Source organism: Sphingomonas sp. (genome assembly GCF_048595155.1).
GTDB lineage: Bacteria > Pseudomonadota > Alphaproteobacteria > Sphingomonadales > Sphingomonadaceae > Sphingomonas_I.
In genome coordinates, this window is record NZ_JBMDXN010000019.1 from 1 (window position 1) to 25,039 (window position 25,039).

At 62.1% G+C, this 25,039-nt stretch carries 22 protein-coding genes and 1 pseudogene; 7 read left to right on the forward strand and 16 right to left on the reverse strand.

Features of this window, described 5'->3' with window-relative positions; translation table 11 throughout:
- Positions 1 to 503, reverse strand: a pseudogene (locus ACOJSI_RS03850) (4-hydroxyphenylpyruvate dioxygenase); the annotation flags it as partial.
- Positions 504 to 581: 78 nt separating this feature from the next.
- Between ACOJSI_RS03850 and ACOJSI_RS03855 the strand changes: the two are divergent.
- Positions 582 to 1,037 (forward strand): MarR family winged helix-turn-helix transcriptional regulator, encoded by a 456-nt coding sequence (locus ACOJSI_RS03855; RefSeq protein WP_420136943.1) that lies wholly within the window; start codon positions 582 to 584, stop codon positions 1,035 to 1,037.
- Here ACOJSI_RS03855 and ACOJSI_RS03860 read toward each other — a convergent pair.
- The 6 genes from ACOJSI_RS03860 to ispG form a co-directional block, all read right to left on the reverse strand.
- Positions 1,034 to 1,156 carry a hypothetical protein gene (locus ACOJSI_RS03860; RefSeq protein ID WP_420136944.1) on the reverse strand — a complete coding sequence of 41 codons (123 nt, stop codon included), beginning with the start codon at positions 1,154 to 1,156 and terminating at the stop codon, positions 1,034 to 1,036. The genes ACOJSI_RS03855 and ACOJSI_RS03860 overlap by 4 nt on opposite strands.
- A gap of 55 nt (positions 1,157 to 1,211) precedes the next feature.
- On the reverse strand, positions 1,212 to 3,020 hold the full coding sequence (locus tag ACOJSI_RS03865) for a DUF885 domain-containing protein (protein WP_420136945.1): 1,809 nt from the start codon (positions 3,018 to 3,020) through the stop codon (positions 1,212 to 1,214).
- A gap of 78 nt (positions 3,021 to 3,098) precedes the next feature.
- The gene (locus ACOJSI_RS03870) at positions 3,099 to 3,917 is read right to left on the reverse strand and encodes an ATP-binding protein (protein ID WP_420136946.1); all 819 of its coding nucleotides are present in this window, start codon (positions 3,915 to 3,917) and stop codon (positions 3,099 to 3,101) included.
- Positions 3,914 to 4,384, reverse strand: a complete 471-nt coding sequence (locus ACOJSI_RS03875) for a GNAT family N-acetyltransferase (protein ID WP_420136947.1) — start codon at positions 4,382 to 4,384, stop codon at positions 3,914 to 3,916. The genes ACOJSI_RS03870 and ACOJSI_RS03875 overlap by 4 nt, the downstream gene beginning before the upstream one ends.
- Positions 4,381 to 5,280: a DMT family transporter gene (locus ACOJSI_RS03880; protein ID WP_420136948.1), complete on the reverse strand. Its 900-nt coding sequence runs from the start codon at positions 5,278 to 5,280 to the stop codon at positions 4,381 to 4,383. The genes ACOJSI_RS03875 and ACOJSI_RS03880 overlap by 4 nt, the downstream gene beginning before the upstream one ends.
- Positions 5,281 to 5,343: 63 nt before the next feature.
- Entirely contained in the window at positions 5,344 to 6,471 is a 1,128-nt protein-coding gene (gene ispG / locus ACOJSI_RS03885) for a flavodoxin-dependent (E)-4-hydroxy-3-methylbut-2-enyl-diphosphate synthase (protein ID WP_420136949.1), read from the reverse strand.
- 117 nt (positions 6,472 to 6,588) lie between these two features.
- Here ispG and ACOJSI_RS03890 point away from each other — a divergent pair, with 117 nt between their 5' ends.
- From ACOJSI_RS03890 to ACOJSI_RS03900, 3 genes are all read left to right on the forward strand, one after another.
- Positions 6,589 to 7,521, forward strand: a complete 933-nt coding sequence (locus ACOJSI_RS03890; RefSeq protein WP_420136950.1) for an isoaspartyl peptidase/L-asparaginase family protein — start codon at positions 6,589 to 6,591, stop codon at positions 7,519 to 7,521.
- Positions 7,522 to 7,620: 99 nt separating this feature from the next.
- A complete protein-coding gene (locus ACOJSI_RS03895) occupies positions 7,621 to 8,529 on the forward strand; it encodes a S1/P1 nuclease (RefSeq protein ID WP_420136951.1) in 909 nt (302 codons plus the stop codon).
- Positions 8,530 to 8,605: 76 nt separating this feature from the next.
- On the forward strand, positions 8,606 to 9,058 hold the full coding sequence (locus ACOJSI_RS03900) for a hypothetical protein (protein ID WP_420136952.1): 453 nt from the start codon (positions 8,606 to 8,608) through the stop codon (positions 9,056 to 9,058).
- 81 nt (positions 9,059 to 9,139) lie between these two features.
- Here ACOJSI_RS03900 and pal read toward each other — a convergent pair whose 3' ends face one another.
- The 6 genes from pal to ACOJSI_RS03930 are packed head-to-tail and all read right to left on the reverse strand — an operon-like array spanning position 9,140 to position 13,604.
- Entirely contained in the window at positions 9,140 to 9,661 is a 522-nt protein-coding gene (gene pal, locus ACOJSI_RS03905; protein ID WP_420136953.1) for a peptidoglycan-associated lipoprotein Pal, read from the reverse strand.
- 50 nt (positions 9,662 to 9,711) lie between these two features.
- On the reverse strand, positions 9,712 to 11,085 hold the full coding sequence (gene tolB / locus ACOJSI_RS03910; RefSeq protein WP_420136971.1) for a Tol-Pal system beta propeller repeat protein TolB: 1,374 nt from the start codon (positions 11,083 to 11,085) through the stop codon (positions 9,712 to 9,714).
- 38 nt (positions 11,086 to 11,123) lie between these two features.
- The gene (locus ACOJSI_RS03915) at positions 11,124 to 12,014 is read right to left on the reverse strand and encodes a hypothetical protein (RefSeq protein WP_420136954.1); all 891 of its coding nucleotides are present in this window, start codon (positions 12,012 to 12,014) and stop codon (positions 11,124 to 11,126) included.
- Entirely contained in the window at positions 12,014 to 12,448 is a 435-nt protein-coding gene (gene tolR, locus ACOJSI_RS03920) for a protein TolR (RefSeq protein WP_420136955.1), read from the reverse strand. Before tolR ends, ACOJSI_RS03915 begins: the two co-directional genes overlap by 1 nt.
- On the reverse strand, positions 12,448 to 13,143 hold the full coding sequence (gene tolQ, locus ACOJSI_RS03925; protein WP_420136956.1) for a protein TolQ: 696 nt from the start codon (positions 13,141 to 13,143) through the stop codon (positions 12,448 to 12,450). The genes tolR and tolQ overlap by 1 nt, the downstream gene beginning before the upstream one ends.
- Positions 13,140 to 13,604 carry a YbgC/FadM family acyl-CoA thioesterase gene (locus tag ACOJSI_RS03930; RefSeq protein WP_420136957.1) on the reverse strand — a complete coding sequence of 155 codons (465 nt, stop codon included), beginning with the start codon at positions 13,602 to 13,604 and terminating at the stop codon, positions 13,140 to 13,142. Before ACOJSI_RS03930 ends, tolQ begins: the two co-directional genes overlap by 4 nt.
- Before the next feature lie 276 nt (positions 13,605 to 13,880).
- Between ACOJSI_RS03930 and ACOJSI_RS03935 the strand changes: the two genes are divergently transcribed.
- Positions 13,881 to 16,853, forward strand: coding sequence for a TonB-dependent receptor domain-containing protein (locus ACOJSI_RS03935; RefSeq protein ID WP_420136958.1), 2,973 nt, complete (start codon positions 13,881 to 13,883; stop codon positions 16,851 to 16,853).
- A gap of 443 nt (positions 16,854 to 17,296) precedes the next feature.
- Positions 17,297 to 20,389, forward strand: a complete 3,093-nt coding sequence (locus ACOJSI_RS03940) for a TonB-dependent receptor plug domain-containing protein (protein ID WP_420136959.1) — start codon at positions 17,297 to 17,299, stop codon at positions 20,387 to 20,389.
- 78 nt (positions 20,390 to 20,467) lie between these two features.
- On the opposite strand, the gene clpB is transcribed toward ACOJSI_RS03940, so the two are convergent.
- Complete coding sequence (gene clpB / locus ACOJSI_RS03945; RefSeq protein WP_420136960.1) at positions 20,468 to 23,047, reverse strand: ATP-dependent chaperone ClpB; 2,580 nt, start codon at positions 23,045 to 23,047, stop codon at positions 20,468 to 20,470.
- Between the two features lie 122 nt (positions 23,048 to 23,169).
- Between clpB and ACOJSI_RS03950 the strand changes: the two genes are divergently transcribed.
- Positions 23,170 to 23,472 (forward strand): hypothetical protein, encoded by a 303-nt coding sequence (locus ACOJSI_RS03950; protein ID WP_420136961.1) that lies wholly within the window; start codon positions 23,170 to 23,172, stop codon positions 23,470 to 23,472.
- A gap of 31 nt (positions 23,473 to 23,503) precedes the next feature.
- Here ACOJSI_RS03950 and ACOJSI_RS03955 read toward each other — a convergent pair whose 3' ends face one another.
- Positions 23,504 to 24,559, reverse strand: coding sequence for a 5-(carboxyamino)imidazole ribonucleotide synthase (locus ACOJSI_RS03955; RefSeq protein WP_420136962.1), 1,056 nt, complete (start codon positions 24,557 to 24,559; stop codon positions 23,504 to 23,506).
- Complete coding sequence (gene purE / locus ACOJSI_RS03960) at positions 24,556 to 25,011, reverse strand: 5-(carboxyamino)imidazole ribonucleotide mutase (protein ID WP_420136972.1); 456 nt, start codon at positions 25,009 to 25,011, stop codon at positions 24,556 to 24,558. The genes ACOJSI_RS03955 and purE overlap by 4 nt, the downstream gene beginning before the upstream one ends.
- Between the last annotated feature and the right edge of the window lie 28 nt (positions 25,012 to 25,039).

Consider the following 25,039-nt stretch of genomic DNA (forward strand, 5'->3'; position numbering starts at 1 on the left):
ACCCGCATCTGACCGCGCTTCACATTGTGAGTAAGATGATCGAGCAGATCCAACCCGACGTTGTTGGCAGCTTCCGCTTCCTGCCAGCCGGCAAACTCGGCCCAATCGGCGTAGAGATCCTCGCCATCCTTGATGAAATAGAGGTAGGAACCGCCAATACCCTCGATAACGGTGTCGTCCTCCTCGGTCGCTTTGCCGCCGTGCGCCAATGCCCAATCGAGCGCGGCCTGCGGATCGGCGACGCGGAAGGCCATCGCGCTTGCCGACGCGCCGTGCGCGTTGCGGAATTCGGCCACCCGGCCTGCCGCATCGCGGTTGAGCATCAGATTGATGCGGCCTTGCTTGTAGCGCGTGATATTCTTGGTCGGATGGCGGTGGCTTGGCACGAAGCCCATCTGCTCGAACTGGCGCCCCATTGCCTCCGGATCAGGCGAGGTGAATTCGACAAATTCGAACCCGTTCAGGCCCAGCGGGTTCTGCGCGTCGACGGCGGTGGTCGCCATGGCAATAGCTCCGATATGGTATCAATTGATACTATGTTTGCCGCTTTCCGGCGAAAGTGTCAAAGGTTACCAAGTCCTATGGTCGACCAATGCCTCCGTCTTGACGCATTCATTCCCTTTCGCCTGTCGGTGACGTCCAACTTGGTGAGCGAGACGATCGCGAGCGCCTATCAGGCGCTGTTCGGGCTATCGATCCCCGAATGGCGTTTGATCACAGTGATTGCGGAAGAGGACGGCACGACCCAACAGCTGATCGCGCGGCGCACCAGAATGGACAAGGTCAGCGTTAGCCGGGCCAGCATCGCACTGGCGGAGCGCGGTCTGATCGAACGGCGGCCGCATGCCAGCGACCGCCGTTCGCAGTCCGTCCATCTCACCAAAAGCGGCCGCGAACTTTATGCCGCGGTAGCGCCCAAGGCGTTGGAGCTCGAGCGTCGTATTTTCGAGCGCTTCGACTCCGCCGATGTCGCTTCCTTCAGCAAGATGCTCCTGCAGGTACAGGAAGCTACGCTTGCCTTACGCGACAATGTTTAGAGCATCCCAAAATGATGTAAGATCGCGACCACCGCGATCAGCAAGGCGATTGCGGCGATAATTCCGGCTACGTTTACGCCGGTCTTCTGTACCACGACTTCCTTCTGCTCTTCCGCCATTGGTTCCTCCTGTTCGTTGTTGCGCCGTAACGCTGCGAACAGGAGAGCGTTCCCGTCAGGCCTTCAGCAAAGCCGCGGTTCTTGCATCGATCCGCCGATCCAGGATGGTGAGCGGCATCGCGCCTTCGCGGAGCACCTTGTGAAATTCATGCAGGTCGAACTTGGCGCCGAGCGCCTTTTGAGCGCGGGCGCGCGCGGCCGTCCACGCCATATGCCCGACCTTGTAGCTGCAGGCCTGGCCGGCCATCGTGCAATAACGTTCCACCTCGCGCTGCGATCGCGCTTTGGCGAAACCGGTCGTCGCCACCAGATAGTCGGTAGCCTGTTCGCGCGTCCATTTGCGGGTGTGGAGCCCGGTGTCGACCACCAGCCGCGCCGCCCGGAAGAGGAAGGATTGAAGATAGCCGGCGCGCTCCAGCGGGGTTTGATAGGCCTGCAGTTCGTTTGCGAGTTGTTCGGCGTAGAGCGCCCAGCCCTCGGTATAGGCGGAGAAAAACCCTGATGCCTTCCGCAGGATGGGAATATCCTTGGATTCCTGAGAGATGCTGATCTGAAGATGATGGCCGGGAACGCCCTCATGATAGGTCAGCGACGGCAGGCTATATTTGGGCCAGTCACCCACATCCTTGAGGTTGATGAAATAGATGGCGGGCCGCGAACCGTCCAAGGCGCCGCGCTGGTAGTAGCCGTTTGATGCGCCATCCTGGATATCGACCGGCACGGCGCGGATCTCCAGTGGCGTTCGGGGCATGTCGTCGAACGCCCTGGGGAGACGCCCGTACATGTCCTTCACGCCGGCGTTGAGGCTCGCGATAAGCGCCTGCCGCCCTTCCGAGCTGTCCGGGTAAAGCTGGCTGGCATCGGCATTGAGGGCCGTCAGTCGTTCGCCGACCGATCCCTTGCTGTATCCCTGGCTCTTGAGAATGGCGTCCAGATCGGCGCTGATCGATGCAACCTGCTCGAGCCCGAGCTTCTGCACCTCGTTCGGTGTAAGCTTGGTCGTGGTCGCCTGCTCCAGCGCGGCAGCATAGATTTCATCGCCGCGCGGCAATCGCCATATCCCGGCAACCGAGCTGGCCGAGGGACGCAGCTGCTTCATCAGCGCGATCTGCCGGTCCAGCGCCGGGTAGACTTGGCGCTCGACGATGGCTGCCGCGCGCCCCTGCCAGTCGCCGGCGATATTTTTTGCCTGTGCGCGCGTGGCAAGCGACTGGACCATCGTGCTGTTGGCTGCCGCTGGAGCCCGTAGCTTCGCCATCTGACCAAGGGTCAGATCCAGGCTGAAATCAGGTGCGAGGAAGCCCTTCGCGGCCTGAGCGCGCTGAACCTCACTATCCTGATCCAGAGCAACCGCCATCTGCGTCAGACGATCCAGATAGGCTTCGCAATCCGCCTGGTTAGCGATGGTATGGGCATTGTTGAGAAAGTCGGGAACCGAATAATAGGCCCCGCCCTGCTGATAGATTGGATAGGGCCGCTGCGCACTGTTGATGCCGAACTGATCGTAGGCGAAGTTGCGGCTCTTCATGGAATAGAGGATGACGTCGCGGTTAAGCGCCGCTGGTTCGGAAAGCGTCGACGGACTGATCGCCTCCAACCGGCCGATCCAGACCCGCGTCCGGGCGGCATCGCGCGCCGCTTCCGCTTCCGATCGATCCGACAGGCGATGCTTCGCGGCGGCGTACTGGCCCTTGTCCAAACCGAGCGATGTCACCAGTTCGGGGGAGTTCTGCAGAAGATCCGCGAAGATCGCGTCGAACAGGGCATTGAGCGAGGCATCGCCCGCTTGCGCCGCGGCCCGCATCGGCATCGCGGCGATCGCGACCGCCGCCGCGCTGGAACCAAGAAAAGCGCGACGATTCATAAGGCACTCCAAGAATCAGGGTTGATCGAAGCCTAGCCGGGACAGGCAGCACCCGTCACTGCGTAACAAAGGCGCGGGTCAGGACAGGCTTTTCCCCTGACGTCCGGCCAGTTCCACGACATATTGCCAGGCGACCCGACCGGATCGGCCACCGCGCTGCGTGGCCCAACTGATCGCATCGTGCGCGTCCAGCGTCAGGCCATATTGGCGGGCATAGCCTTCCAGCATGGCGACATATGTCGGCTGATCGATCACGTGGAAGCCTAGGCTGAGACCGAAGCGATCAGCGAGGGCAAGCTTGTCGTCAGCGACGTCGCGCGGATTGATTGCCGCATCCTGCTCCGCCATGTCGCGGGCAACGATGTGACGGCGGTTGGCCGTTACGTGGAGGCGCATATTGTCGGGACGCGCCTCCGCGCCGCCTTCCAGCACGGAACGGAGCAGGCGTGGCGCCTCGCTGGGTTCGGCAAAGCCCAGATCGTCGATGAACAGGACGAAAGCGCGGGGTACATCCGCCAGCGCCGCGAATAATTGCGGAAGCTCCGCCAGGCCGTCGCCGGCAACCTCGACCAAAGCGAGCGCGCCGCCTTCTGCCTGGATCTCGCCGATCGCCGCCTTCACCAACGCCGATTTACCGGTGCCGCGCGCGCCCCAGAGCAGCACGTCATGCGCAGGCAGACCCTGCGAGAGCCGACGCATATTGCCGACCACCGCCTCCTTTTGAGCGTCCATCCCCTCCAGCAGCGCCAGTGGCAGTGGCGCAAAGGCACGGGCGGCGCGCAATGCGCCGTTACGCCAGACGTAAGCCGGATGCGTAAGGGCATCGTCACTGACAGCCGCCGGCGGTGCCATTCGCTCCAGCGCGCTCGCGATCCGCGCCAGCAATTCTTCGCTCATCGCGCCATCTCCACCAAAGCCTGACCGTCCAACCTCCAGGGTTGCCAGCCGCTTTGCGGGCGCGCGCCCACTGCGCGATAGAAGTCCATAGCCGGCGTGTTCCAATCCAGCACGGCCCAGTCGATCCGGCTATAGTTACGAGTGACGGCCTCTTGCGCCAGCGCCCGGAGCAGCGCCCTGCCCGCGCCGGTGCCACGCGCCGCATCGGCTACGAACAGATCCTCGAGATAGATGCCGGGCCTCCCGGTCCAGGTCGAATAGTTCAGGAACCAGATCGCAATTCCGGCGACGCCTCCATCGATATCGGCGACAAAGGCATATACTTTGGCATCCGCCCCAAAGAGGGTTTCGTGCAGCGACTGCTCTGTCGCGCGCACGGCGTCCGGCTCCCGTTCATAGGTCGCGAGTGCTATGATCAGCTGCAGGATCGCGGGAACATCGGCCGGCGTGGCCGCACGGACGATCATGCGGCCGCTTCCGTGGCTGGGCCCGGGGCGGCTTTGCCGCGCATCGCGATCGTGCATCCGCCGATGATCATCGCCGCACCCAGCATCGTCAGCGGCAGGACTTTCTCTCCGAACACGATCGCTCCCAATATTGCAGCCCACAGGAAGGCCGTGAACTCCACCGGCAGCAGCCGTTGTGCCTCCGCCCGCGCATAGGCCCAAGCGATCAGCAGCGACGATATCATCGCCAGCCCGGCCGCCAAACAGATAAGGGGGATATAGTGGAGCGGTGGCGCGATCGCCGCAACCGGCGCAGCCAAGAGGAACAGACAAGAAAAGACCAGGTTGGTGAAGAAGGTGATTTCGATCGCATTGGCCACTAGCGCGGAACGGCGCAGCAGGACCAGATTATAGGCATAGAATAGGCTGGCGAGCATGATCGCCAGCGCCCCGTGGAAAGCTTGCGGCCCCCCGCCCTCGCCCGTCTTGCCGATGACGATTACGATGACGCCGGCAAAGGCAAGCGCGCAGGCCAGAATTGCGCTGCGGCGGATCGTCTCGCCCAGCATCGGTACCGCGAGCAGAAGGGCGATGATCGGCGATAAAAAGGTCAGCGCGATCCCCTCGGCCATCGGCACGCGCACCAATCCCCAGAAGAACAGGAAGACGGAGATACCCGCAGCGCCGCTCCTTTTGATGTGGAGCAGGATGCGGTGACGATCCGGCCATTTCTGACGCAGGGCAAAGAAGGGAATGATGCTCATGGCGAGACCGACGAGCGATCTCCACAGCATCGCATTGTAGGCGCCGATGCCGATCGACACCTGCTTCATCACGGCATCCATGGCCGAAAAGATCGCGATGCCAAGACATGCGACGACAAACGGGACGACGGGCCTGCTGCTCAGGGCCGGCATGGGGTTGCGTCGCGACCGGGCAGCATCAAAAGAATAGCGCGGTCGACCCGCGATGGGCTGCGATCACTCCGCCGCCACGGGCAGTGCGGCGTTGGCAGCTTCGATCTCGGCGGCCTTGGCTTCCACCAGGCGGACAATGTGCTCGATCATATCCTCGTCTTGCACCGTATGATCGGTCAGGCCCGACAGATAGACCATATGCTTGCCATTGCCGCCGCCGGTGAGACCGATGTCGGTCTCACGCGCCTCTCCCGGTCCGTTGACGACGCACCCCAACACCGACAGGGACATCGGCGTACGAATGTGCGTGAGGCGTGCTTCCAGCGCCTCGACGGTACGGATGACGTCGAAGCCCTGGCGCGCGCAGGACGGGCAAGAGATGACGCGGACGCCACGCTGGCGCAGCCCGAGTGCCTTCAGCATCTCAAATCCGACCCGCACTTCCTCCTCCGGCTCGGCCGACAGGGAGACGCGGATCGTGTCGCCGATCCCGAACCACAGCAGGCTGCCCATGCCGATCGAGGATTTGACCGTGCCCCCGATCAATCCACCCGCCTCGGTGATGCCAAGATGGAGCGGGCAATCGACGACCTCGGCAAGCTGCTGATAAGCGGCGACCGCCAGAAACAGATCCGACGCCTTCACCGCCACCTTATATTCGTGGAAGTCCAGATCCTGCAGATATTTGATATGGTCGAGCGCGCTCTCGACGAGTGCCTCAGGACAAGGCTCGCCATATTTTTCGAGCAGGTCGCGCTCGAGGCTACCGGCATTGACGCCGATACGGATCGAGCAGCCATTGGCCTTGGCCGCGCGGACAACTTCTGCGACGCGGGCCTCCGAACCGATATTGCCGGGGTTGATGCGAAGGCAGGCCGCGCCCGCATCGGCTGCTTCCAGGGCGCGCTTATAGTGGAAGTGAATGTCGGCCACGAGCGGTACGCGCGCGGCCCGTGCGATCTGCTTGAATGCCGCGGTCGAGGCTTCGTCGGGACAGGACACCCGGATGATGTCCGCCCCCGCCTCTTCACAGCGGCGGATCTGGTCAACTGTGGCGCGCACATCGTCCGTCGGCGTATTGGTCATCGTCTGGACCGTGATCGGCGCGTCTCCGCCGACAGGGACATTTCCGACCATGATCTGGCGGGACGGACGGCGCGTGATATCGCGCCAGGGGCGAATGGAGGACATACACCCCTTATAGGCGCTCGCGCTTACGGTTCAAAGACGCTGCGCAACAATCGCTGCCGCCGTCGCAAGCCACGTTGCCCAGTTTCGAAAGCTCCGCGACTGGGCTAGGGTCGGTAGATGACCTTTGCTTTGCCGAAATGGACCCTTGTCATTCACGGGGGCGCGGGCAGCATGACCCGCGACAATCTCCGGGCGGAAGAGGATCAGGCCGCGCGCGCCGCGTTGTCCGCCGCGCTCGATGCTGGCGCCTTCATCCTGCGCGACGGTGGTGCTGCGCTGGACGCCGTGCAGGCGGCGGTCCGGGTGCTCGAGGACGATCCTCATTTTAACGCGGGCCGGGGGTCGGTTTTCACGGCAGAGGGCCGGATCGAATGCGACGCCGCGATCATGTCCGGATCCGATCTGAATGCGGGCGCGGTTGCAGGCGTGCGAGCGACAAGGAACCCGATCGCATTGGCCCGCGAAGTGATGGATCGTTCAACCCACGTCTTTCTAGCCGGGGCCGGCGCGGACTCCTTCGGTCGAGCGCATGACATTGAAGCGGCCGAGCCGGAATGGTTCGAGACGGCCGAGCGGCGCCGTCAGCTCGACGAGATCCTGGCGGATCCAGATTTGCCGTTCGACAGCGCTATGAAATACGGGACTGTGGGGGCGGTGGCGGTCGATGCTGACGGGCATGTCGCTGCGGCGACGTCGACGGGTGGCCTGACCGGCAAGAAATGGGGGCGCGTCGGAGATTCCCCCCTGATTGGTGCCGGGACCTATGCCGACGATCGCGCCGCTGCGGTTTCCTGCACCGGGGCGGGCGAATATTTCATCCGGCTGGGCGTTGCGCATGAAATCTGTGCGCGGGTGCGGCTTGGGGGATGGAATATCGAGGATGCGGCGGACACGTTGATTGCAGAATTGGGCGACATGGGGGGCAAAGGCGGCGTAATCGTCGTCTCGCCGGATGGGTCCGGCGGCTGGGCCTTCAACACAAGGGCGATGTATCGCGCCATGGCGACCCATGAGACGGCGCCGGAGATCGCTATCTACGGCGATGAATGATCTTGCGCTGGTGCGCTCGCGGCCTAGAGCGGGGCTCCCTTCCCGCTCAAGCTGCCAGGCATGATCGAGCGGGCCAAGCTGTTTCGTTTGGATGCGTACATGAACCGCCTTCGCCTCTCCGTTTTCTTGGCTGCGCTGTTGCTTGTCATCCCCTCTCCTGCCTCGGCATGGTGGGAATATGGGCATGAGACCACCGCGGAAGTTGCGATGAAGCTCGTTCAGCCGCGGACGCGACAATCCATCCAGGCGTTGTTGCGTCAGCAGAAGGTCCTGGAAACGCCCACTTGCCCCGTCCGCACGATCGAGGAGGCTTCGGTTTGGCCCGATTGCATCAAGACGTTGGGCGATCGCTTCAGCTATGCCTATACCTGGCACTTTCAGGATGCCGATATCTGCAAGCCGTTCGATCTGAAAGAATGGTGTGCGGATGGCAATTGCGTTTCCAAACAGATTGCGCGGACGCAACGAATGGTGGCTGATCGCCAGCTGCCGGTGCGTGATCGATTGATGGCGCTGGCTTTCCTGATCCACTTCGTCGGTGACCTGCATCAGCCGCTTCACAGCGCCGAGCATGATCATGATCAGGGCGGCAACAAGCTCAAGCTGCGCTACGGCTTCATTCCGCGCACCAATCTCCATGCGGTGTGGGACGGGCTGCTGGCGGATCGCGCCATCTCGTCGCCGCCGCCCGGCCCCGACGGGATCCTGTCGCAAATCGCGCCAGCCGAGCGGGCGACCCTGGCGCAAGGATCGATCGAGGATTGGAGCCGGGACAGCTGGCAGGTCGCGAAGACAAGCGTTTATGGCACGGTGTTGCCGGACCCGTGCAACGCGCCGGTGCCCCAGGATGCGCAGCTTGATCAAACCAAGATCGACGAACTCATCCCCGTGCTGCGGCTGCAAATCGCCAAGGGAGGCATTCGTCTCGCACGCTTGTTGGACGAGGCGCTCGACGGCAATCATCCGGAGGTCGCCCACCCGCCCAAGCCGGCCAAGGCCGCGAGCTGATTGGCACGCGTGTTCCTGGTGGGATTTGCCCGAACACATTATCGCCCCGCTATCGTCTTGACGGTAAAGGAACAGGATGCGTTATTTCCTCGATACGGAATTCAACGGGTTCGGCGGCTGCCTGATCAGTCTCGGCCTTGCCGCTGAGGAAGGCGATCAGGATTATTATGTCGTCGTCCCGATGACGGAAGAGCCACTGCCGTGGGTCGAGAAACACGTCATTCCGTACCTCAAGAGCGTACCCAATCTGCTCTACAACCAGCTCGATCCGATCGCCGCCGCGCACGATATTGCGGCCTATCTGCGTACCGATCCGGACCCAGAAATCGTGGCCGACTGGCCAGAGGATATTGCGCTATTCTGCCGCCTGCTGCTCACCGGCGATGGAGAGATCGTGGATGTCTCAAGCCTGCGCTTTCATTTCCTGCGCACGCCTGGCTTCTCGACCTCGCGCAACAGCAAGGTTCCTCATAACGCCCTGCACGATGCGCGCGCGTTGCGCGACTTCGTACTGTCCACCGAACGATAGATGCCGTAACGCAAAACGACCGCCATCGCGTCTTGCGATGGCGGTCGCCCGAGAAGATTTCCCTGTAGCGGGAAGATGGACTTATTGCGGCACCACCGTAACGGCACGGCGGTTCTGCGCCCAGCTATCCTCGTCGGAACCGGTAGCGACCGGCCGCTCCTTGCCATAGCTGATCACGCTGATCCGTGACGGGCTGACACCTGCATTGACGAGGAAGTTCTTCGCCGCATTGGCACGACGATCGCCCAGCGCGAGATTATATTCGCGGGTGCCGCGCTCGTCGCAATGGCCCTCCACCGTCACGCGGACGTTGGGATATTTCTGCAGCCACGCAGCCTGGCGCGTGAGGATCGCCGAAGCCTCGCTATCGACATCCGAGCTGTCGGTCGCGAAGTGGACTGTGTCAGTTCCCGCCTGCGCGAGCATGTCGGCACGCGAGCCCGGGACGACGCCGTTGGTTGTATCCGTCGAGCCGGTGCCGCTGTCCGGCGCCGTAGTGGTCGAAGTCGGCGGCGGCGGCGGCAGGTTGGCCGGCGGCTTCTTGCTACAGCCAGCAAGGGCGATCAGGGCTGCTGTGCTCAGCAACATGGTCGTCTTGTTCATCGTCGCGCTCCTTTTTGTCTTTAGTCACAGTTGATCATGTAAAAGGTTGATCAGGGTCGTAACGGTCCCCAGGCCGGGTCCGATCCATCCAGCGGCGTCGGGACACGTCGTTCGTTGACGCCGGTCAAGTCAACCGACCAAAGATCGGCCCGTCCGGACCCTTGCGCTGTTCGAAAGAACATCAGCACGCGACCGTTAGGCGACCATGTCGGCCCTTCATCTTGCCAACCCTTGGTCAGATCCTTGGCGCCGGAGCCGTCGACACCCATTGTACCTACCGAAAAGCCGCCGCCAATGTGCGTATAGGCGATGAGATCCCCGCGCGGGCTCCATACAGGTGTCGCATAGCGTCCGCTGCCGAAGCTGATCCGACGCTGGCCCGACCCGTCCGCGTTCATCACATACAATTGCTGCGTTCCGGAACGATCGCTTTCGAACACGATCTTGCTGCCGTCCGGCGAATAGCTGCCGCCGGTGTCGATGCCCGGCGATGTCGTCAGGCGCGTTGCGGCGCCGCCGCTGGCCGACACGCGATAGATGTCGGCATTACCGTTGACGATCATTGAAAACAGGATCGAGCGTCCGTCCGGCGAGAAACGGGGGGCGAAGGTGGTGTAGGGCTGGTTGACCACCAGTCGCTTCCGGCCCGAGCCGATGTCGTAAACATAGACGCGCGGCTGGTTGTTCTCATACGACATGAAGACGACGGTCTGCTGGGTCGGCGCGAAGCGCGGCGTCAGCACCAGGCTCTGCCCGTTCGTGATGAAGCGGTGGTTCGCGCCGTCCTGATCCATGACGGCCAGCCGCTTCGTGCGGTTCTTCTTCGGCCCGGTTTCAGACACATAGATCACTTGGCTATCGAAATACGGCCCCTCGCCGGTCAGGCGAGAATAGATCGTGTCCGCACATTTGTGCGCTGCACGCCGCCATTCCGCTGGCTTCACGACAAATCCTTGGCGCGCCATCTCGCTCTTGGCGAACACATCGAACAAATAGCAGCCGACAGTGAGCGTTCCATCGCCATTGGCCTGCACATAGCCCTGAACAAGCGCCTGAGCGCCTGTCGGCAGCCAGGCGCCATAATCCGGCGCCGAGGCCTGGGCGAAGGCAACCGGCTGCAGCTGGCCCTTGGGCAAGGGCGAGAATAGACCGCTATTCTTCAGATCGTTGGTGATGACGTCGGAGATCTGGCTGCCCAGAGCATCGGTCGACCCGGCGGCCGTGTTGGCCGCTGCGGGCGTCGGCATTACCGGGATCGCTATCGGCATCGGCTGCGAAATGCCGCCGGTGATATCCACCGTAAGGCGTTGGCCAGGAACCGGCCCCGCCCCGGCCGCGGGCCCGGGGCCGGGCTGTACATCCGGCGCCTGTGCCACTGCCGCACCCGGCAGGGACAAGAGGCTCAGCGAAAGCAGGAGACGCAGGCTGTTCATCCATCCTCCAACGAAATGTGCATTCGGCATTATTGCATTTGCCCAGGGGTGAAGCGGAAATCGAGATCGTCCCAGCCGCCTTCGTACAATTCCGCAGGCAGCCGAACCGGCGCGCAGCGTAGCACGGCACGACGCGCCACATCAGCAATCTGTTGCGCATAAGCACGGTTGCCCGCGTTCACGCCGGTTTGTTCGACCATCTGCGGGGTTCCCGCCACCGATCCGTCCTTGTTGTAGCGCAGACGAAGTGTCGTCACGATCTGCATGGCCGGCGTGCCGCCAAGCCCTCCCAAATCGTAACAGGGCTGAACCTGCCGCTTGATGGCCGCAGCCAGGCCGTTCATCGCGGCCCCCGATACGGTCGCGCGCGCCTTTTCGCCTTTGCCTTGTGAGGCGTTGAGTACGCCCTTGAGCAGGCTGCCGACCTTGGCTGCAGCGGCGCGATCCGCCTTCGCCTGCGCGTCGCTGCCCTGTTTTTCGGCGCGCGCGGTCGATTGCACGTCCTTCAGAATGTCCGAGATCGGCTTGGCGGACGGTTGCGCCTTCGCCGGAGGGGACGGCTTTGTTTTCGGTTTGGGGGGCGCGGGCTTTGCGGGCGTCGGCAAGGGTGCGGGTGCCGGTGGCGTCGGCTGCGGACGTGCAGGCGCGGGTACCGGCGCCGGAGGCGTGGGAGATGGCGTGGGTGGCGGCGCTTCGACGGGCGCGCCCTGGTCCGGCGCCTGCATCTGCTGCGGCGCCTCCGTTGCCGGCTGCGGCGCGGCCGACTTCAACCCGACGGCGTCGACCAGTTGCACATCCATCGTCTCGACCGGAGGCCGCACCGGGGGAACGCGATGCGCAATGCTGAGCGTCAGCACCGCAAACAGGATCAGGTGGCCGACAATCGCGACCGCGAGGCCCCGGCCATCGGTGCGATCCATCAGGGCGTATCCTGGCCGCCGTTGGTGACGAGCGACACTTTGGTCAGCCCGGCGCGGCTCAACTCACCCATCACGGTCATGACGCGGCCGTAATCCAGCCCGCGATCGGCACGCAGATAGATTTGCGGTGCAGCCTCGCCATGCGGAATGGCCGCGAGACGATCCGGCAGTGCCGCCATCGGCACTTCGACCTCGTCGATATAGGCTTTGCCGGATTGATCGAGGCTGATCTGTATCGGCTTTTGCTGCTGCTCGAGCGGCTTTGCGCGGCTGTCGGGCAGGTTCACCGGCACGCCGGCGACAAGGAGAGGCGCGGTCACCATGAAAATGATGAGCAGAACCAGCATGACGTCGACGAGCGGCGTCACGTTGATCTCGGCCATCGGTGCGCGACGTCGGCCGTGCCCGCGGCGCGGCATGCCACCCATCGCCATCAGATTTCGCCATCCAGTTCGCGGCTGAGCGTCGCATGGAAACGATCCGCAAACCGGTTCAAACGCGCTTCGACCCGATCCAGGTGGTGGACCATGCGGTTATAGGCGATGGTCGCCGGGATAGCGGCGAACAGGCCCAACGCGGTGGCAAAGAGCGCCTCGGCGATGCCGGGTGCCACCGCGCCGAAGCTGGTGTTCTGCGAGGCTGCGATGTCGGCAAACGAGCGCATGATGCCCCAGACCGTGCCGAACAGGCCGACGAACGGGCAGACGCTACCGATTGTTGCGAGGATGTTGAGCCCGTTGGATAATGTCTCGACCTCGGCGGCGCTGGCGGACGCCATGGCGACACCAAGACGATCACGCGCGGCCTGCCGATCGACGCGGCGGCTGGCTGTGGACTGGCGCCATTCATCGATCCCGGCGGAAAAGATGCGCGCCGCCGGCGCATCGGCCTTGCCGCGTTCCTGATGGAAACGATCGATATCGGCCGCCTTGAGATATTCGGCCTCGAACGCGGCACTTTCCCGATCCGCCTTCCGCAACGCTGCGCCGCGACCGAAGATGATCGTCCAGGTCCAGATACTGGCCAGCAACAGGCCGATCATCACGATCTTCACGACAATATCGGCGTGCAAGAACAGAGCGACCGGCGAAATCGCCGCCTGCGCGGTAGTTACGGTGAGGTCGTTCATTGTGGCTGATCTGCTCCCTTGAATAGACGAAAGGCGTTGAGCCATGCGGTCGGTTGCCGCTTCGGACGGCCGTCAGGGCCGACAAACGCTACGGTCACCAGCCCTTCCACCAGACTCTGGTCGTTGCGCATGACTCTCTGCTGAATGGTGCACGCGGCCGCCCGGATGTCGACCAGCCAGCTGAGGATAACCAGCGTGTCGCCCAAATGTGCCGGTCGGACGAAATTCAACTCCGCCTTCGAAACAACGTAGCCGCCCTGCCCCGCCTTTTGCATGGCAGCTATGTCGGCGCCGGCCAGCGCCAGCATATCGGTCCTCGCCCGCTCGAAGAAGCGCAGGAAGTTGGCGTGATACACATAACCGCCAGCATCGGTGTCTTCATAATAGACGCGCAAGGCAAAGCGATGGCCGCCATCGAAGAAGCGCCCGGTATAGGGCTGGTCGGTCGCGTCATAAGTCATTGAGAAGGGCCTTAAGAGACGCGGCCTTTAAAAAAAACCCTTGGCATGTCGTTCATGCCGCGCGCGCTTCCGGCGCTTAATCCTAGCCACCGATCATTGCCGTTCCGAGACATGCGTTTCATCTGTTGCCGGATCGTAACCGTTGTGCCCGCCCGTGCGTTTACAGCAATATCGTTCAAGCGCAGCACCGACACGCCTTGCCGCAGTGCAACAAAGATGTGCGGCAGGGAATGTTCCCTGCAGCCAGTCTCTGGCCGCGACGTGAGGTTAGAGTCGATGCGCAATCCCTTTAGCAAGTTGCTGTCCGGCGGTTCTGTCATGTCCTTGGCATCCTGTCTGGCAGCGGTGTTCGTCGCCGCGCCCTCCACCGCGCAAATAGGTTCTACGGCCTCGCCGCCGGGTCCGAACGAGACGCAGGCCGATCCCGCAGAAACTGCGCGCAACGCTGCCGTCGCGACGGCAGCAGCGCCTGCGTCGGACGAGGTGGTCGTTACCGGCACCATCTTCCGCAATACCAACGCCAATGCTGCAGCGCCGCTGACCGTTCTCAGCTCGACCGATCTCGCGCAACGCGGCATCACGAACGTCGCCGATGCCATCCGCTCCGTTTCCGCAGATAATAGCGGCTCGATCCCGTCGGCTTTCACCAGCGGGTTCGGACAGGGTGCGGCGGGCGTGTCGCTTCGGGGCCTCTCCGTTAATTCAACGCTGGTCCTGATCAACGGCGTTCGAACGGTCCAATATCCCTATGCCGATGACGGCCAACGCTCCTTTGTCGACCTGAACTCCATTCCACGCAGCACCATCGATCGTATCGAAGTCCTGAAGGAAGGTGCCTCTTCAACCTATGGCGCTGACGCGATTGGGGGCGTCGTCAACATCATCACCCGCAAGGAGATACAGGGCGTAGAAGGCACCGCCGAAAGCGGGATCAGCCAACGCGGGGACGGCGGCGAGCAGCGGGCGACCCTGTCGGCCGGATGGGGCAGCCTCACGCGGCAGGGTTTTAACGTCTATCTGAACGGCGAATATGAACATGACAGCCGGATCCGCGGCTCCGAGCGTGGTTTTCCTTACAATACGGAAGATCTGACATCGATCGGCGGTGACAATAACAATCCCGGCGCGCTTGGTGCTTTCGGCACTCGTTACGGCGCCAACACCGCCGTGGTGCGCCCCGCCAGGGTCGCCACCGCCGGCGACATCTTTTCAGGCGTGCCGATCGCGCAAGGTCTCACCCAAATCCTCGGCGCCAGCGGATGTGGCGCGGGACAGGTGGCCCACAATGACGATAGCGGCGCCTATTGCGAGCAGAACAACGTTTCCTATGGAACGATACAGCCTTCACAGACCCGCTATGGGGCCACTCTGCACGGCACAGTCGACTATGGCGGCAACGGCCAGGCGTCCTTGGAGGCCACCTATTATCATAGCCGCGTGTTCAGCACGCTGGTGCCGTTCAGCGTCCGTCAGCGCAACCCTATCAATACGACCAACGTGGTGCTGCCGGCCTTGTTGGCCAACGGGTCGCCTAACCCCTACGATCCCTATGCCGTAGCCGGCTGCGTAGAGGCGGTGACGTGTGTGGACGCCCAACTGTCCTACGCATTCGGCGATCTGCCGGTCACGACGGAGACCCGCAACAACCTGTTCAGGATCGCGGCCAACGCCCATGGGTCGTTCGGCGATGGCTGGAACTACACCGTCGACGGCACCTATGCGCATAGCCAGCTCAAGGGAACGAACAGCGGCTACATCAACATTGCAGCACTTACGGACGCGGTGAAGAACGGCACCTATAATTTCGCCGATCCCAGCGCCACCGACCCTGCCGTAACGCGCGCAATCCTGCAGCCGGTTTCCACGACCGCCAAGAGCGAGCTCTACATGGCGCAGGGCACGATCACCAAGGATGTGCTGGAACTTCCCGGCGGCGCCTTGCAAATCGGTGTCGGTGGATCGGTTCGCCATGAAATGCTGGATAATCCGAATGCTAACGCCAGCCAGGCGACGCTCGGCCTAAACGCCGTGACCGCGTCGGGCAAACATTGGGTAGAGGCGGCCTTCGCCGAAATCGACGCGCCCGTGCTGAGTGTGCTCGATATCAACGCGTCCGGCCGGTACGACCATTATTCCGAAGGCTACAGCCACGTCTCGCCGAAAGTCGAAGCGCGCTTCCACCCGATCAAGCAGATTTCGCTTCGCGGCACCTATTCCCGCGGCTTTCGGGCACCGACCTTTGCCGAGATCAGTCAGGGTGCTGTGATCGGATATACGTCGGCCACCCCGCCCTGCTCCGTTATCATCCAACATGGCGGCACCGGAAATGCGGAATCGTGCTCGGGCGGGGATGCCTACGTGAAGCAATATTCGCTTGGTACGAACAGCTCTGCCAACCCGAACATCAAGCCGGAATTGTCGCGCAGCTTCACTTTCGGCACGGTGGTCCAGCCAGTCCGCTGGTTCACCCTTGCGGTGGATTATTACAACATCCGCAAGACTCGCGTCATCTCCTCCGGTCCGCTCTCCAGCGCGGCCATTGCGGCCTTCTATTCCGGTGCGGCGCTGCCCGCTGGCTATTCGGTCATAGTCGACGACCCCGATCCGCAATTTCCGAACGCCATCGGCAAGGTAGTGCAAGTCAACTCGCCATACGCCAATGCGGGCGCGCAGCTCACGACCGGCTTGGACATCCAGGCTACGGCTCAGATCCCCTTATCCTCCAACCTGAAGTGGACGAGCAGCGTCGATGTCACCGACATCTTCAAGTTCAACTTCAATGCGTGCGCGGACAAATCCGACCCGAATTGCGCAACGCAGCATTGGGTCGGGACCCAAGGCCCCTACGCGCTGTCGTCCGGCGCGGGAACGCCGAAATGGCGCGGCAGCTGGCAGAATACGTTGCAATATGGCCGAACCACCATCAGCGGCACCGCTTATTATACGAGTGGATATAAGGCCGTCGCGGAGGATCAAAATGGCGTTGGTGCAACCAGTTGCTCGGACAATCTGTACGATGGCGGCCTTCCGGACTTCTACTGTCACACCAAGCATTTTATCGATTTCGATCTGACCGGGTCTTATGCCGTCAGTGAGGATTTTACCTTTTATGTAAACGTGCTCAACTTGTTCGACGCAAAGGCGCCGCTAAACCCGGCAAATTATGCAGCCACGAACTATAACCCGACCTGGAGCCAGCAGGGTATCATCGGGCGTTTCATTCGCGTCGGCGCCAACTTCAAATTCTAATAGTCCGAAGAGAGCGACATGGGGGGGGCGGCTTCGACAGCCGCCCTTTTTTTGTACGGATTTGCGCCCATTTAGGCCCTCGGATCAGGATCAACTATGATCCTACCGATCTTCGACATGCATGGTAGCTCCCTGCTGCAAGATGCACCTTGCTGGATGAGCATGCCAGGCGATTGGCCGACAGACGGAGGCCTCTCGCTCTCCTGTCCGCATTGCGTAATAAAATTGCGCGGAAGCCCTCGTTCTGGCTCAACGATATGTTTCTGTTGCGTAAATGCGACACGTAAGCACGGATGGCCAGGCAATTTCCGAGACATGTTTACAGTAGGTGAACGAGCAATCATGCCTCGTGCATACTTTGCGGCGGCCGAGAATCAGGGCTGCCGGAAAGCAACCTGTTTGGCCGAGGCAAAGCCCGGCCGGACCATTGGGGGCTCAATCGCATGATGTTGAACAGTTCGCTCCGACGCCTGCTTAGCGGCTCGGCCCTTCCCAGCCTTGCCGCGGTTGCCATCGTTTCCCTGGCGATGCCGGCAATGGCACAGACTCCGCCGGCCACCACCTCGCCCACTCCGCCCGTGGCGTCCGAAGCGACGGGGCCGAATAGCCCTGCAGCGGTGGATGCAGCCACCGGAACGCAGCAAACCGGTACGCAGGGGGATGAGATCGTCGTCACCGGATCGCTGCTCCGCCGCACGTCGACCGAAACGCCGTCGCCCGTCACGGTTCTGACTGCCGACAATCTTGTAAAAGGCGGCATCACCAACGTGAATGATGCGATACGTTCCGTATCCGCCGATGGTGCAGGCTCCATTTCCACGGGCTTCCAGTCAGGGTTTTCGGCGGGTGGCGCTGCGGTGTCGCTGCGCGGACTCGGCGTGTCGTCGACGCTGGTCCTGATCGATGGTCTCCGCTCCACGAATTTCCCGCTCAACGATGACGGTCATAACGCCTACACGGACCTCAATTCGATCCCGTTCAGCGCGATCGAGCGCGTTGAAGTTCTTAAGGATGGTGCATCGTCTACCTATGGCGCCGACGCTATCGGGGGCGTGGTCAACATCATCATGAAGAAGAACTTCCAGGGCGTTGCTGGCACGATCGAAGGCGGGATCAGCCAAAAGGGTGATGCCGCGCGGCAGCGGGCCAACCTGAGCGTTGGCTATGGCGATTACGAAGCCACCGGCTGGAATTTTTACCTAAATGGCGAATATCAGCATGACGGCCGGATCTCGGGCAAGGACCGCGGCTTTCCGTTCAACACGAATGACTTAAGCTCGATTGGTCTTGCGGATCAAAACGCCGACGACAGCTCCATGACGGGGACAAGCAATAACGGCACCGTCACGCCAGTCGTTGTGCGCACCAACCAGACGGATCTGAACAATCCGTTCACGGGCGGCACCACGCTTGCGCCGAGTGGGACGTACATCAATTCGGCCGGCCAGGTGGCCAATTACAGCAACTATACTGCGCTAAATCTCAACTGCGCCAACGGCACCTTCACGGTTGCCACCGGCGCGGCGCGCGGCACGGGATGCCGGCATGACACGACCGCGGAATATAGCCAGATCCAGCCGTTGCAGGAGCGCTATTCCGTCACTGGGCGCTTGAGCATTCGTCTGTCGGACAATGTCGAAGGCTATATCACCGGTAGCTATTCGCACAACGAGGTGCGGATCAGGGCTCTGCCGGCCAGCATTCGTCAGCGGCAGCCTTATGGCGGCTCGCCGGCCACTGCGTCCAATAATCCGGGCGTCGTCCTGCCGGTTTACATCTGCGCATCAGGCGTGAATTGCGCGACGGCCTCCGACCGTCAGCTGAACCCCAACAACCCTTACGCTGCCGCCTTTGCCGCGGATCCCGCCAATGGCGCTGCGCGCATCTACTATCGTTTTGGCGATATCGCGGCGGGCTCGCATCGTAACAACGAACTTATCCGTGGTGCTGCGGGCCTTCACGGCTCCTTCGGCGACGGTTGGTCGTGGCGGGTCGACGCTGTCGGCGCCAAGGACAATCTGAACTATACCGCGTTCGGCGTGCTCAACATTGCTGGCCTGAAGCAGGCCATCAATACGGGCGCCTATAATTTCATCAATCCGTCCAGCAATACCGATGCCGTGCGTAATCTTATCTCGCCCGACATCACTGCGCTGTCGCATACGTCGATGGTTTCGCTGGATGCCTCCATCTCCAAGGATCTGCTGGAGCTTCCCGGTGGAACGATGCAGTTGGTGGTCGGCGGTCAGGTTCGCCGCGAGGTCGAGGAAAATAACAGCCTCAACCCGGATCTGGAGAATTACGCCAACACCGCTGCTGCCTTCGGCAAGCACACCGTGTCTGCCGCCTATTTCGAGCTTGGTGTTCCCATTCTCCAGTCGCTCGAAGTCGACGTGTCCGGCCGCTACGACCATTATTCCGAAGGTTTCAGCCACTTCTCGCCGAAATTCGCCGCCAAGTGGACGCCGATCAAGGAAGTCGCGCTCCGCGGTACGTTCTCCAAGGGATTCCGCGCCCCGACCTTCGCCGAGAGCAATCCACGGTCCAGCTATCCGGGTTTCGTGACGTTCCAACCGCCCTGCAGCTTCGTGCTAGCGCACGGCGGTACCGGGACGCTCGACTCCTGCAGCGCGAACGGCAATTCCTATGCGCAGTCGTACAGCATCGGCGGCGGTTTCTCGGGCAACCCCAATCTGAAGCCGGAAACCTCGCGCAGCTTCACAGCCGGCGTCGTTGCCCAACCCGTGCCCTGGCTCAGCCTGACGGTCGACTATTATAACGTGAAGAAGAACAAGGTCATCGTGGCCGGCCCGGATGCGGGCACTGCCCGAGCGAATTACTTTGCTGGTCTTCCTCTTCCTGAAGGATATACGATCGGTGCCGTGGATGCTATCGATCCGCTCTTCCCAAATGCATTGCCCCGCGTTCTTGTCATCAACGGTCCCTATGTAAATTCGGGATACTTCAAGACGCAGGGCATCGACTTCTCGGCAACGGCGAACGTGAAGCTGTCGGACAATGTCCGCTTCACCAGCCGCCTCGATGTTACCGATGTCCTCAAGTTCAACGTCGATTTCGGCGATGGCTTCGTTCGCAAATATGTCGGTACGCTTGGGCCGTATGAGCTTTCGTCGGGTGCGGGCACGCCGAAGTGGCGCGGCAACTGGCAGAATACACTGCAGGTCGATAAGTTCAGCCTGACTGCCACCACTTATTATGTTTCGCACATCAAGCAGGTTGCAGCAGACGAAGAACCGGGTGGAGCCGATATGTCATGCTCGGCGGTTGCGGGTGATCTTTACCCGTATCCGGACGGTGCAACGCAATGCTACATCAAGAAATTCATTTATGCAGATCTGCATGCACAATATGATGTCAGCGACAAATTTTCGTTCTACGTCGATGTCGGTAACTTCACCAATGAGAAGGCGCCTTTGGCTCCGACCTCCTACTCCGGTGTCAACTACCTTCCGACCTGGCATTATGCGGGCGTTATCGGCCGTACATTCCGGGCAGGCGCAAGCTTCAAGTTCTGATCATAAGGTTATCAACAAAGAAGGGAGCGGTTCGCGAGAGCCGCCCCTTTCGTTTGGGTTTCTAATCAGGCGCTGGCATTAACTCGGCCTCAACACCAGCTTGCCGTCGGCATCCTCGACCAGCACGGTCGACCCATCCGGTACCTCGCCGCGCAGGATTTCTTCCGCCAGCGGATCCTGCAGATATTTCTGAACCGCCCTCTTCAATGGCCGCGCTCCGTAGACAGGATCATACCCCACCCGGCCCAGCCATTCGCGTGCACCCTCAGTCAGCTCCAGCGTGATTTTGCGATCCGTCAGGAGCTTCTGAACGCGCCCGACCTGGATGTCGACGATCGGCCCCATATGCGCCTGACCCAGGCGATGGAACAGGATGATCTCGTCCAGCCGGTTCAGGAATTCAGGCCGGAAATGCGCGCGGACCACCTCCATGACCTGCGGCTCGACAACGTCGGTGGATGCATCCTCGGGCAGGTTGGCGAGGAATTGCGAACCCAGGTTCGATGTCAGGATGATCAGCGTATTGGTGAAATCGACCGTGCGCCCCTGCCCATCCGTCAGCCGGCCATCGTCCAGCACCTGCAGCAGGACGTTGAACACGTCGCCGTGCGCTTTCTCGACCTCGTCGAACAGCACCACCTGATAAGGACGCCTACGGACCGCCTCGGTCAGCACGCCGCCTTCCTCATAGCCGACATAGCCCGGAGGAGCACCGATCAGCCGAGCGACGCTGTGCTTCTCCATGAACTCGCTCATGTCGATGCGCACCATCGCGCTATCGTCGTCGAACAGGTAGCCTGCGAGTGCCTTCGTGAGCTCGGTCTTGCCAACGCCCGTCGGCCCCAAGAACAGAAAGGAACCGAGCGGCCGATTGGGATCCTGAAGGCCGGCGCGGGCGCGACGAACGGCGCGTGAAACGGCCGCGACCGCGTCGGCCTGGCCGATTACGCGCGCACCGATTACCTCTTCCATCCGAAGCAACTTTTCGCGCTCGCCTTGCAGCATGCGCTCGACCGGGATGCCGGTCCAGCGCGCGACCACGCTGGCGATGTCCTCGGCCGTCACCTCTTCCCGAACCATCGCGCCTTTGGCCGCGCCTTGGGCCGCGGCGAGCTGCTGCTCGAGTGCCGGGATCGTCCCATAGGAGAGCTCTCCTGCCTTGGCCAAATCACCGGAGCGTTGCGCTTGGTCCAGCGCCGTGCGCGCCTGATCGAGCTGCTCCTTGATCTTGGTCTCGGCGTTCATCTTCTCCTTTTCGCTCTGCCAGCGCGTCGTCAGCTCGGACGATTGCTGTTCAAGCTCGGCAAGATCGCGCTCAAGCGTGTCGAGGCGGTCCTTGGAGGCCTGGTCGGTCTCGCGCGACAGCGCCTCGCGCTCGATCTTCAGGCGGATGATGCGACGGTCGAGACCTTCGATTTCCTCCGGCTTGCTCTCGACCTCCATGCGCAGACGCGAGGCGGCTTCGTCCATAAGGTCGATCGCCTTGTCCGGCAGGAAGCGATCGGTGATATAGCGGTTCGACAAGGTCGCCGCAGCCACCAGCGCCCCGTCGGCAATGCGCACGCCGTGGTGCAGCTCGTATTTTTCCTTGAGGCCGCGCAGGATCGAGATCGTGTCCTCGACCGTCGGTTCGCCCACGAACACCGGCTGGAACCGCCGCTGCAACGCGGGGTCCTTCTCCACATATTTGCGATATTCGTCGAGCGTAGTTGCGCCGATGCAGTGAAGCTCACCCCGCGCCAGCGCAGGCTTGAGCAGATTCCCCGCATCCATCGCGCCTTCGGACTTACCGGCGCCGACCAGTGTGTGCATCTCGTCAATGAAGAGGATGATCTGCCCTTCGGCACCCTTCACCTCATCCAGCACGCCCTTCAGCCGCTCTTCAAACTCGCCGCGATATTTCGCGCCCGCAATCAGGCTGCCCATATCGAGCGCCATCAGCTTGCGGTCCTTCAATCCATCCGGCACGTCGCCATTGGCGATACGCAGCGCGAGCCCTTCGGCGATCGCGGTCTTGCCGGTGCCAGGTTCACCGATCAGGACGGGATTGTTCTTGGTCCGGCGCGCGAGGATCTGGATGGTCCTGCGGATTTCCTCATCGCGGCCGATCACGGGATCGAGTTTACCGTCGCGCGCTGCAGCCGTGAGATCGCGAGCGAACTTCTTGAGTGCGTCGTACCGGTCCTCCGCCGAAGCGGTATCGGCCGTGCGACCGCCGCGCAGCTCATTGATGGCGCTGTTCAGTGCCTCTGCCTTCACGCCGGCATCGGCCAGCGCCTTGCCGGCGGCGGAGCTCTTGGCGAGCACCAGCGCGAGCAGCATCCGTTCGACGGTGACGTAGGAATCACCAGCCTTCTGGGCGATCTGCTCGGCCTGATCGAGAATGCGGACAAGATCGTTGTCGAGGCCGGGCGTCTGCTGTGCGCCGCCTCCGGACACAGCCGGTATCTTGGCAAGCGCGGCATCGGTCGCTCGCAAGGCGACGGCGGCGTCCCCGCCGGCGGCACGGATCAGGCCGGACGCCATGCCCTGCTCGTCTTCAAGCAATGCCTTCAACAGATGTTCGGGCGCAATCCGCTGATGGCTCATGCGGATTGAAACGGTTTGCGCGGCTTGCAGGAAACCCTTGGCGCGCTCGGTAAATTTTTCGAGGTTCAATTCAGCCTCCCTTTCCGCCGCGATATGGTGTTGTATTTCAGCAACACAAGCCGCCCCTTGATCTTTTTCCTGCCACCCGCATAGCGCGCCGCGCGTATTGGATTGCGTATCAGGAGATTGGCATGGCCGACGTCGACGGCAAGTGGAACTGCACCGTGGAAAGCCCGATGGGCGCACAGGAATTCGTACTGACGGTGGTCAGCGCAGGCGACAGCTTTTCAGGGTCGGCCGAAGGCGAGATCGGGCGAAAGGAAATCGGCGACGGTTCGGTGGATGGCGATACGCTGGCGTGGACGATGCACGTGTCGAAGCCGATGCCTGTCACGCTGACCTGCAAGGCAACGGTTTCGGGCGACACATTGGAAGGCAAGGTCAAGGCCGGCATTTTTGGCAGCTTTCCGATTACGGGCACGCGGATCGCATAAGTGCGAACGCCGCCTCTAGGTCGGGGCGGCGTCAGCCTACCTTGGTGACGTGTCCCATCTTGCGGCCCGGTTTCGTACCCGATTTGCCATAGAGATGGAGATGCGCAGCCGGGTCTGCGAGGATTTGCGGCCACTGATCGATGGCGTTACCGATAAGATTGCGCATTTCGGCACCTGCCCCCACGAGCGCGGTGGAGCCGAGCGGCAAGCCGCAAATGGCGCGAATATGATTTTCGAATTGCGAGGTCACCGAACCCTCGATCGTCCAATGCCCTGAATTGTGCACACGCGGGGCCATTTCATTGAAGATCGGCCCGTCGGCACTGGCAAAGAATTCGCAGGCAAGCACGCCGACATAGTCCAGCGCGGCGGCAATGCGTTCGGCCAACATGGCGGCTTCGCTCGCCTGTTCCGCCACGATTCCCGATGGCGGAACGGAAGAAATGTCGAGAATGCCATCTTTGTGCTGGTTGGTCACCGCTGGCCAATGGACGACATGGCCATCCTGGCCCCTGGCAAGCAGTATCGAAAATTCGGCGTCGAAGGCGATCATCTTCTCCAGCACCGCGGGCTGCTTACCGATAAGCGACCATGCCGCCTCGGCCCGTGTCAGATCGGGAATGCGCGCTTGGCCCTTGCCGTCATAGCCGAACCGTCGCGTCTTGATAATCGCGGGCGCTGAGAGGTCTTTTATCGCCGCTTTCAGCCCAGCGAGATCGTCCACCTCCCAGAAGGACGCGGGACGGCCGCCGACAGACTCGACGAAGCGCTTCTCCGCAATGCGGTCCTGCGCGACTTCCAGCGCTTTCACGCATGGCCGCACGCCGCACAGGCCCTGGAGGGATGCGACGTCGACATTCTCGAATTCGTAGGTGACGACATCGACCTGCGTCGCAAAGGCAGCGACAGCGGCCACATCGTCATAGGCGCCATGCGTCCAGCGGGAGGAAACCTCGCTCGCTGGCCCGCTGATGCCCGGCGCGTAAATGTGGGTGCGATAGCCCAGGTTGGCGGCGGCAATGGCCAGCATTCTCCCCAGCTGGCCCCCACCGAGGATGCCAATGGTCGATCCGGGCGGGATACTCATTCGGGCCGTTCATCCACCGCATTGGTCTGGTTCGCCCGCCAGGCGTCGACCCGCTCGGTCAACGCCGGATCGGACAGGGCGAGGATCTGTGCGGCCAGAAGGCCAGCGTTCAACGCCCCTGCCTTGCCGATCGCCAACGTGCCCACCGGCACGCCACCCGGCATTTGCACAATCGACAGCAGGCTATCCAGGCCTGACAGAGCCTCGGATCGCACCGGTACGCCCAGAACGGGCAAGGACGTCATGGATGCCGCCATGCCTGGCAGATGCGCCGCGCCTCCTGCCCCCGCGATCAGGATCTTCAGGCCGCGACCGGCAGCACTCTGCGCATAATCGTACAGGCGTTGGGGCGTGCGATGGGCCGAAACGACCTTGGTTTCATGTGCCACGCCAAGCTGATCCAACATTTCGGCAGCATGGCGCATCGTCGCCCAGTCCGACCGGCTGCCCATGATGATGCCGACAAGCGGGGCGCTCACG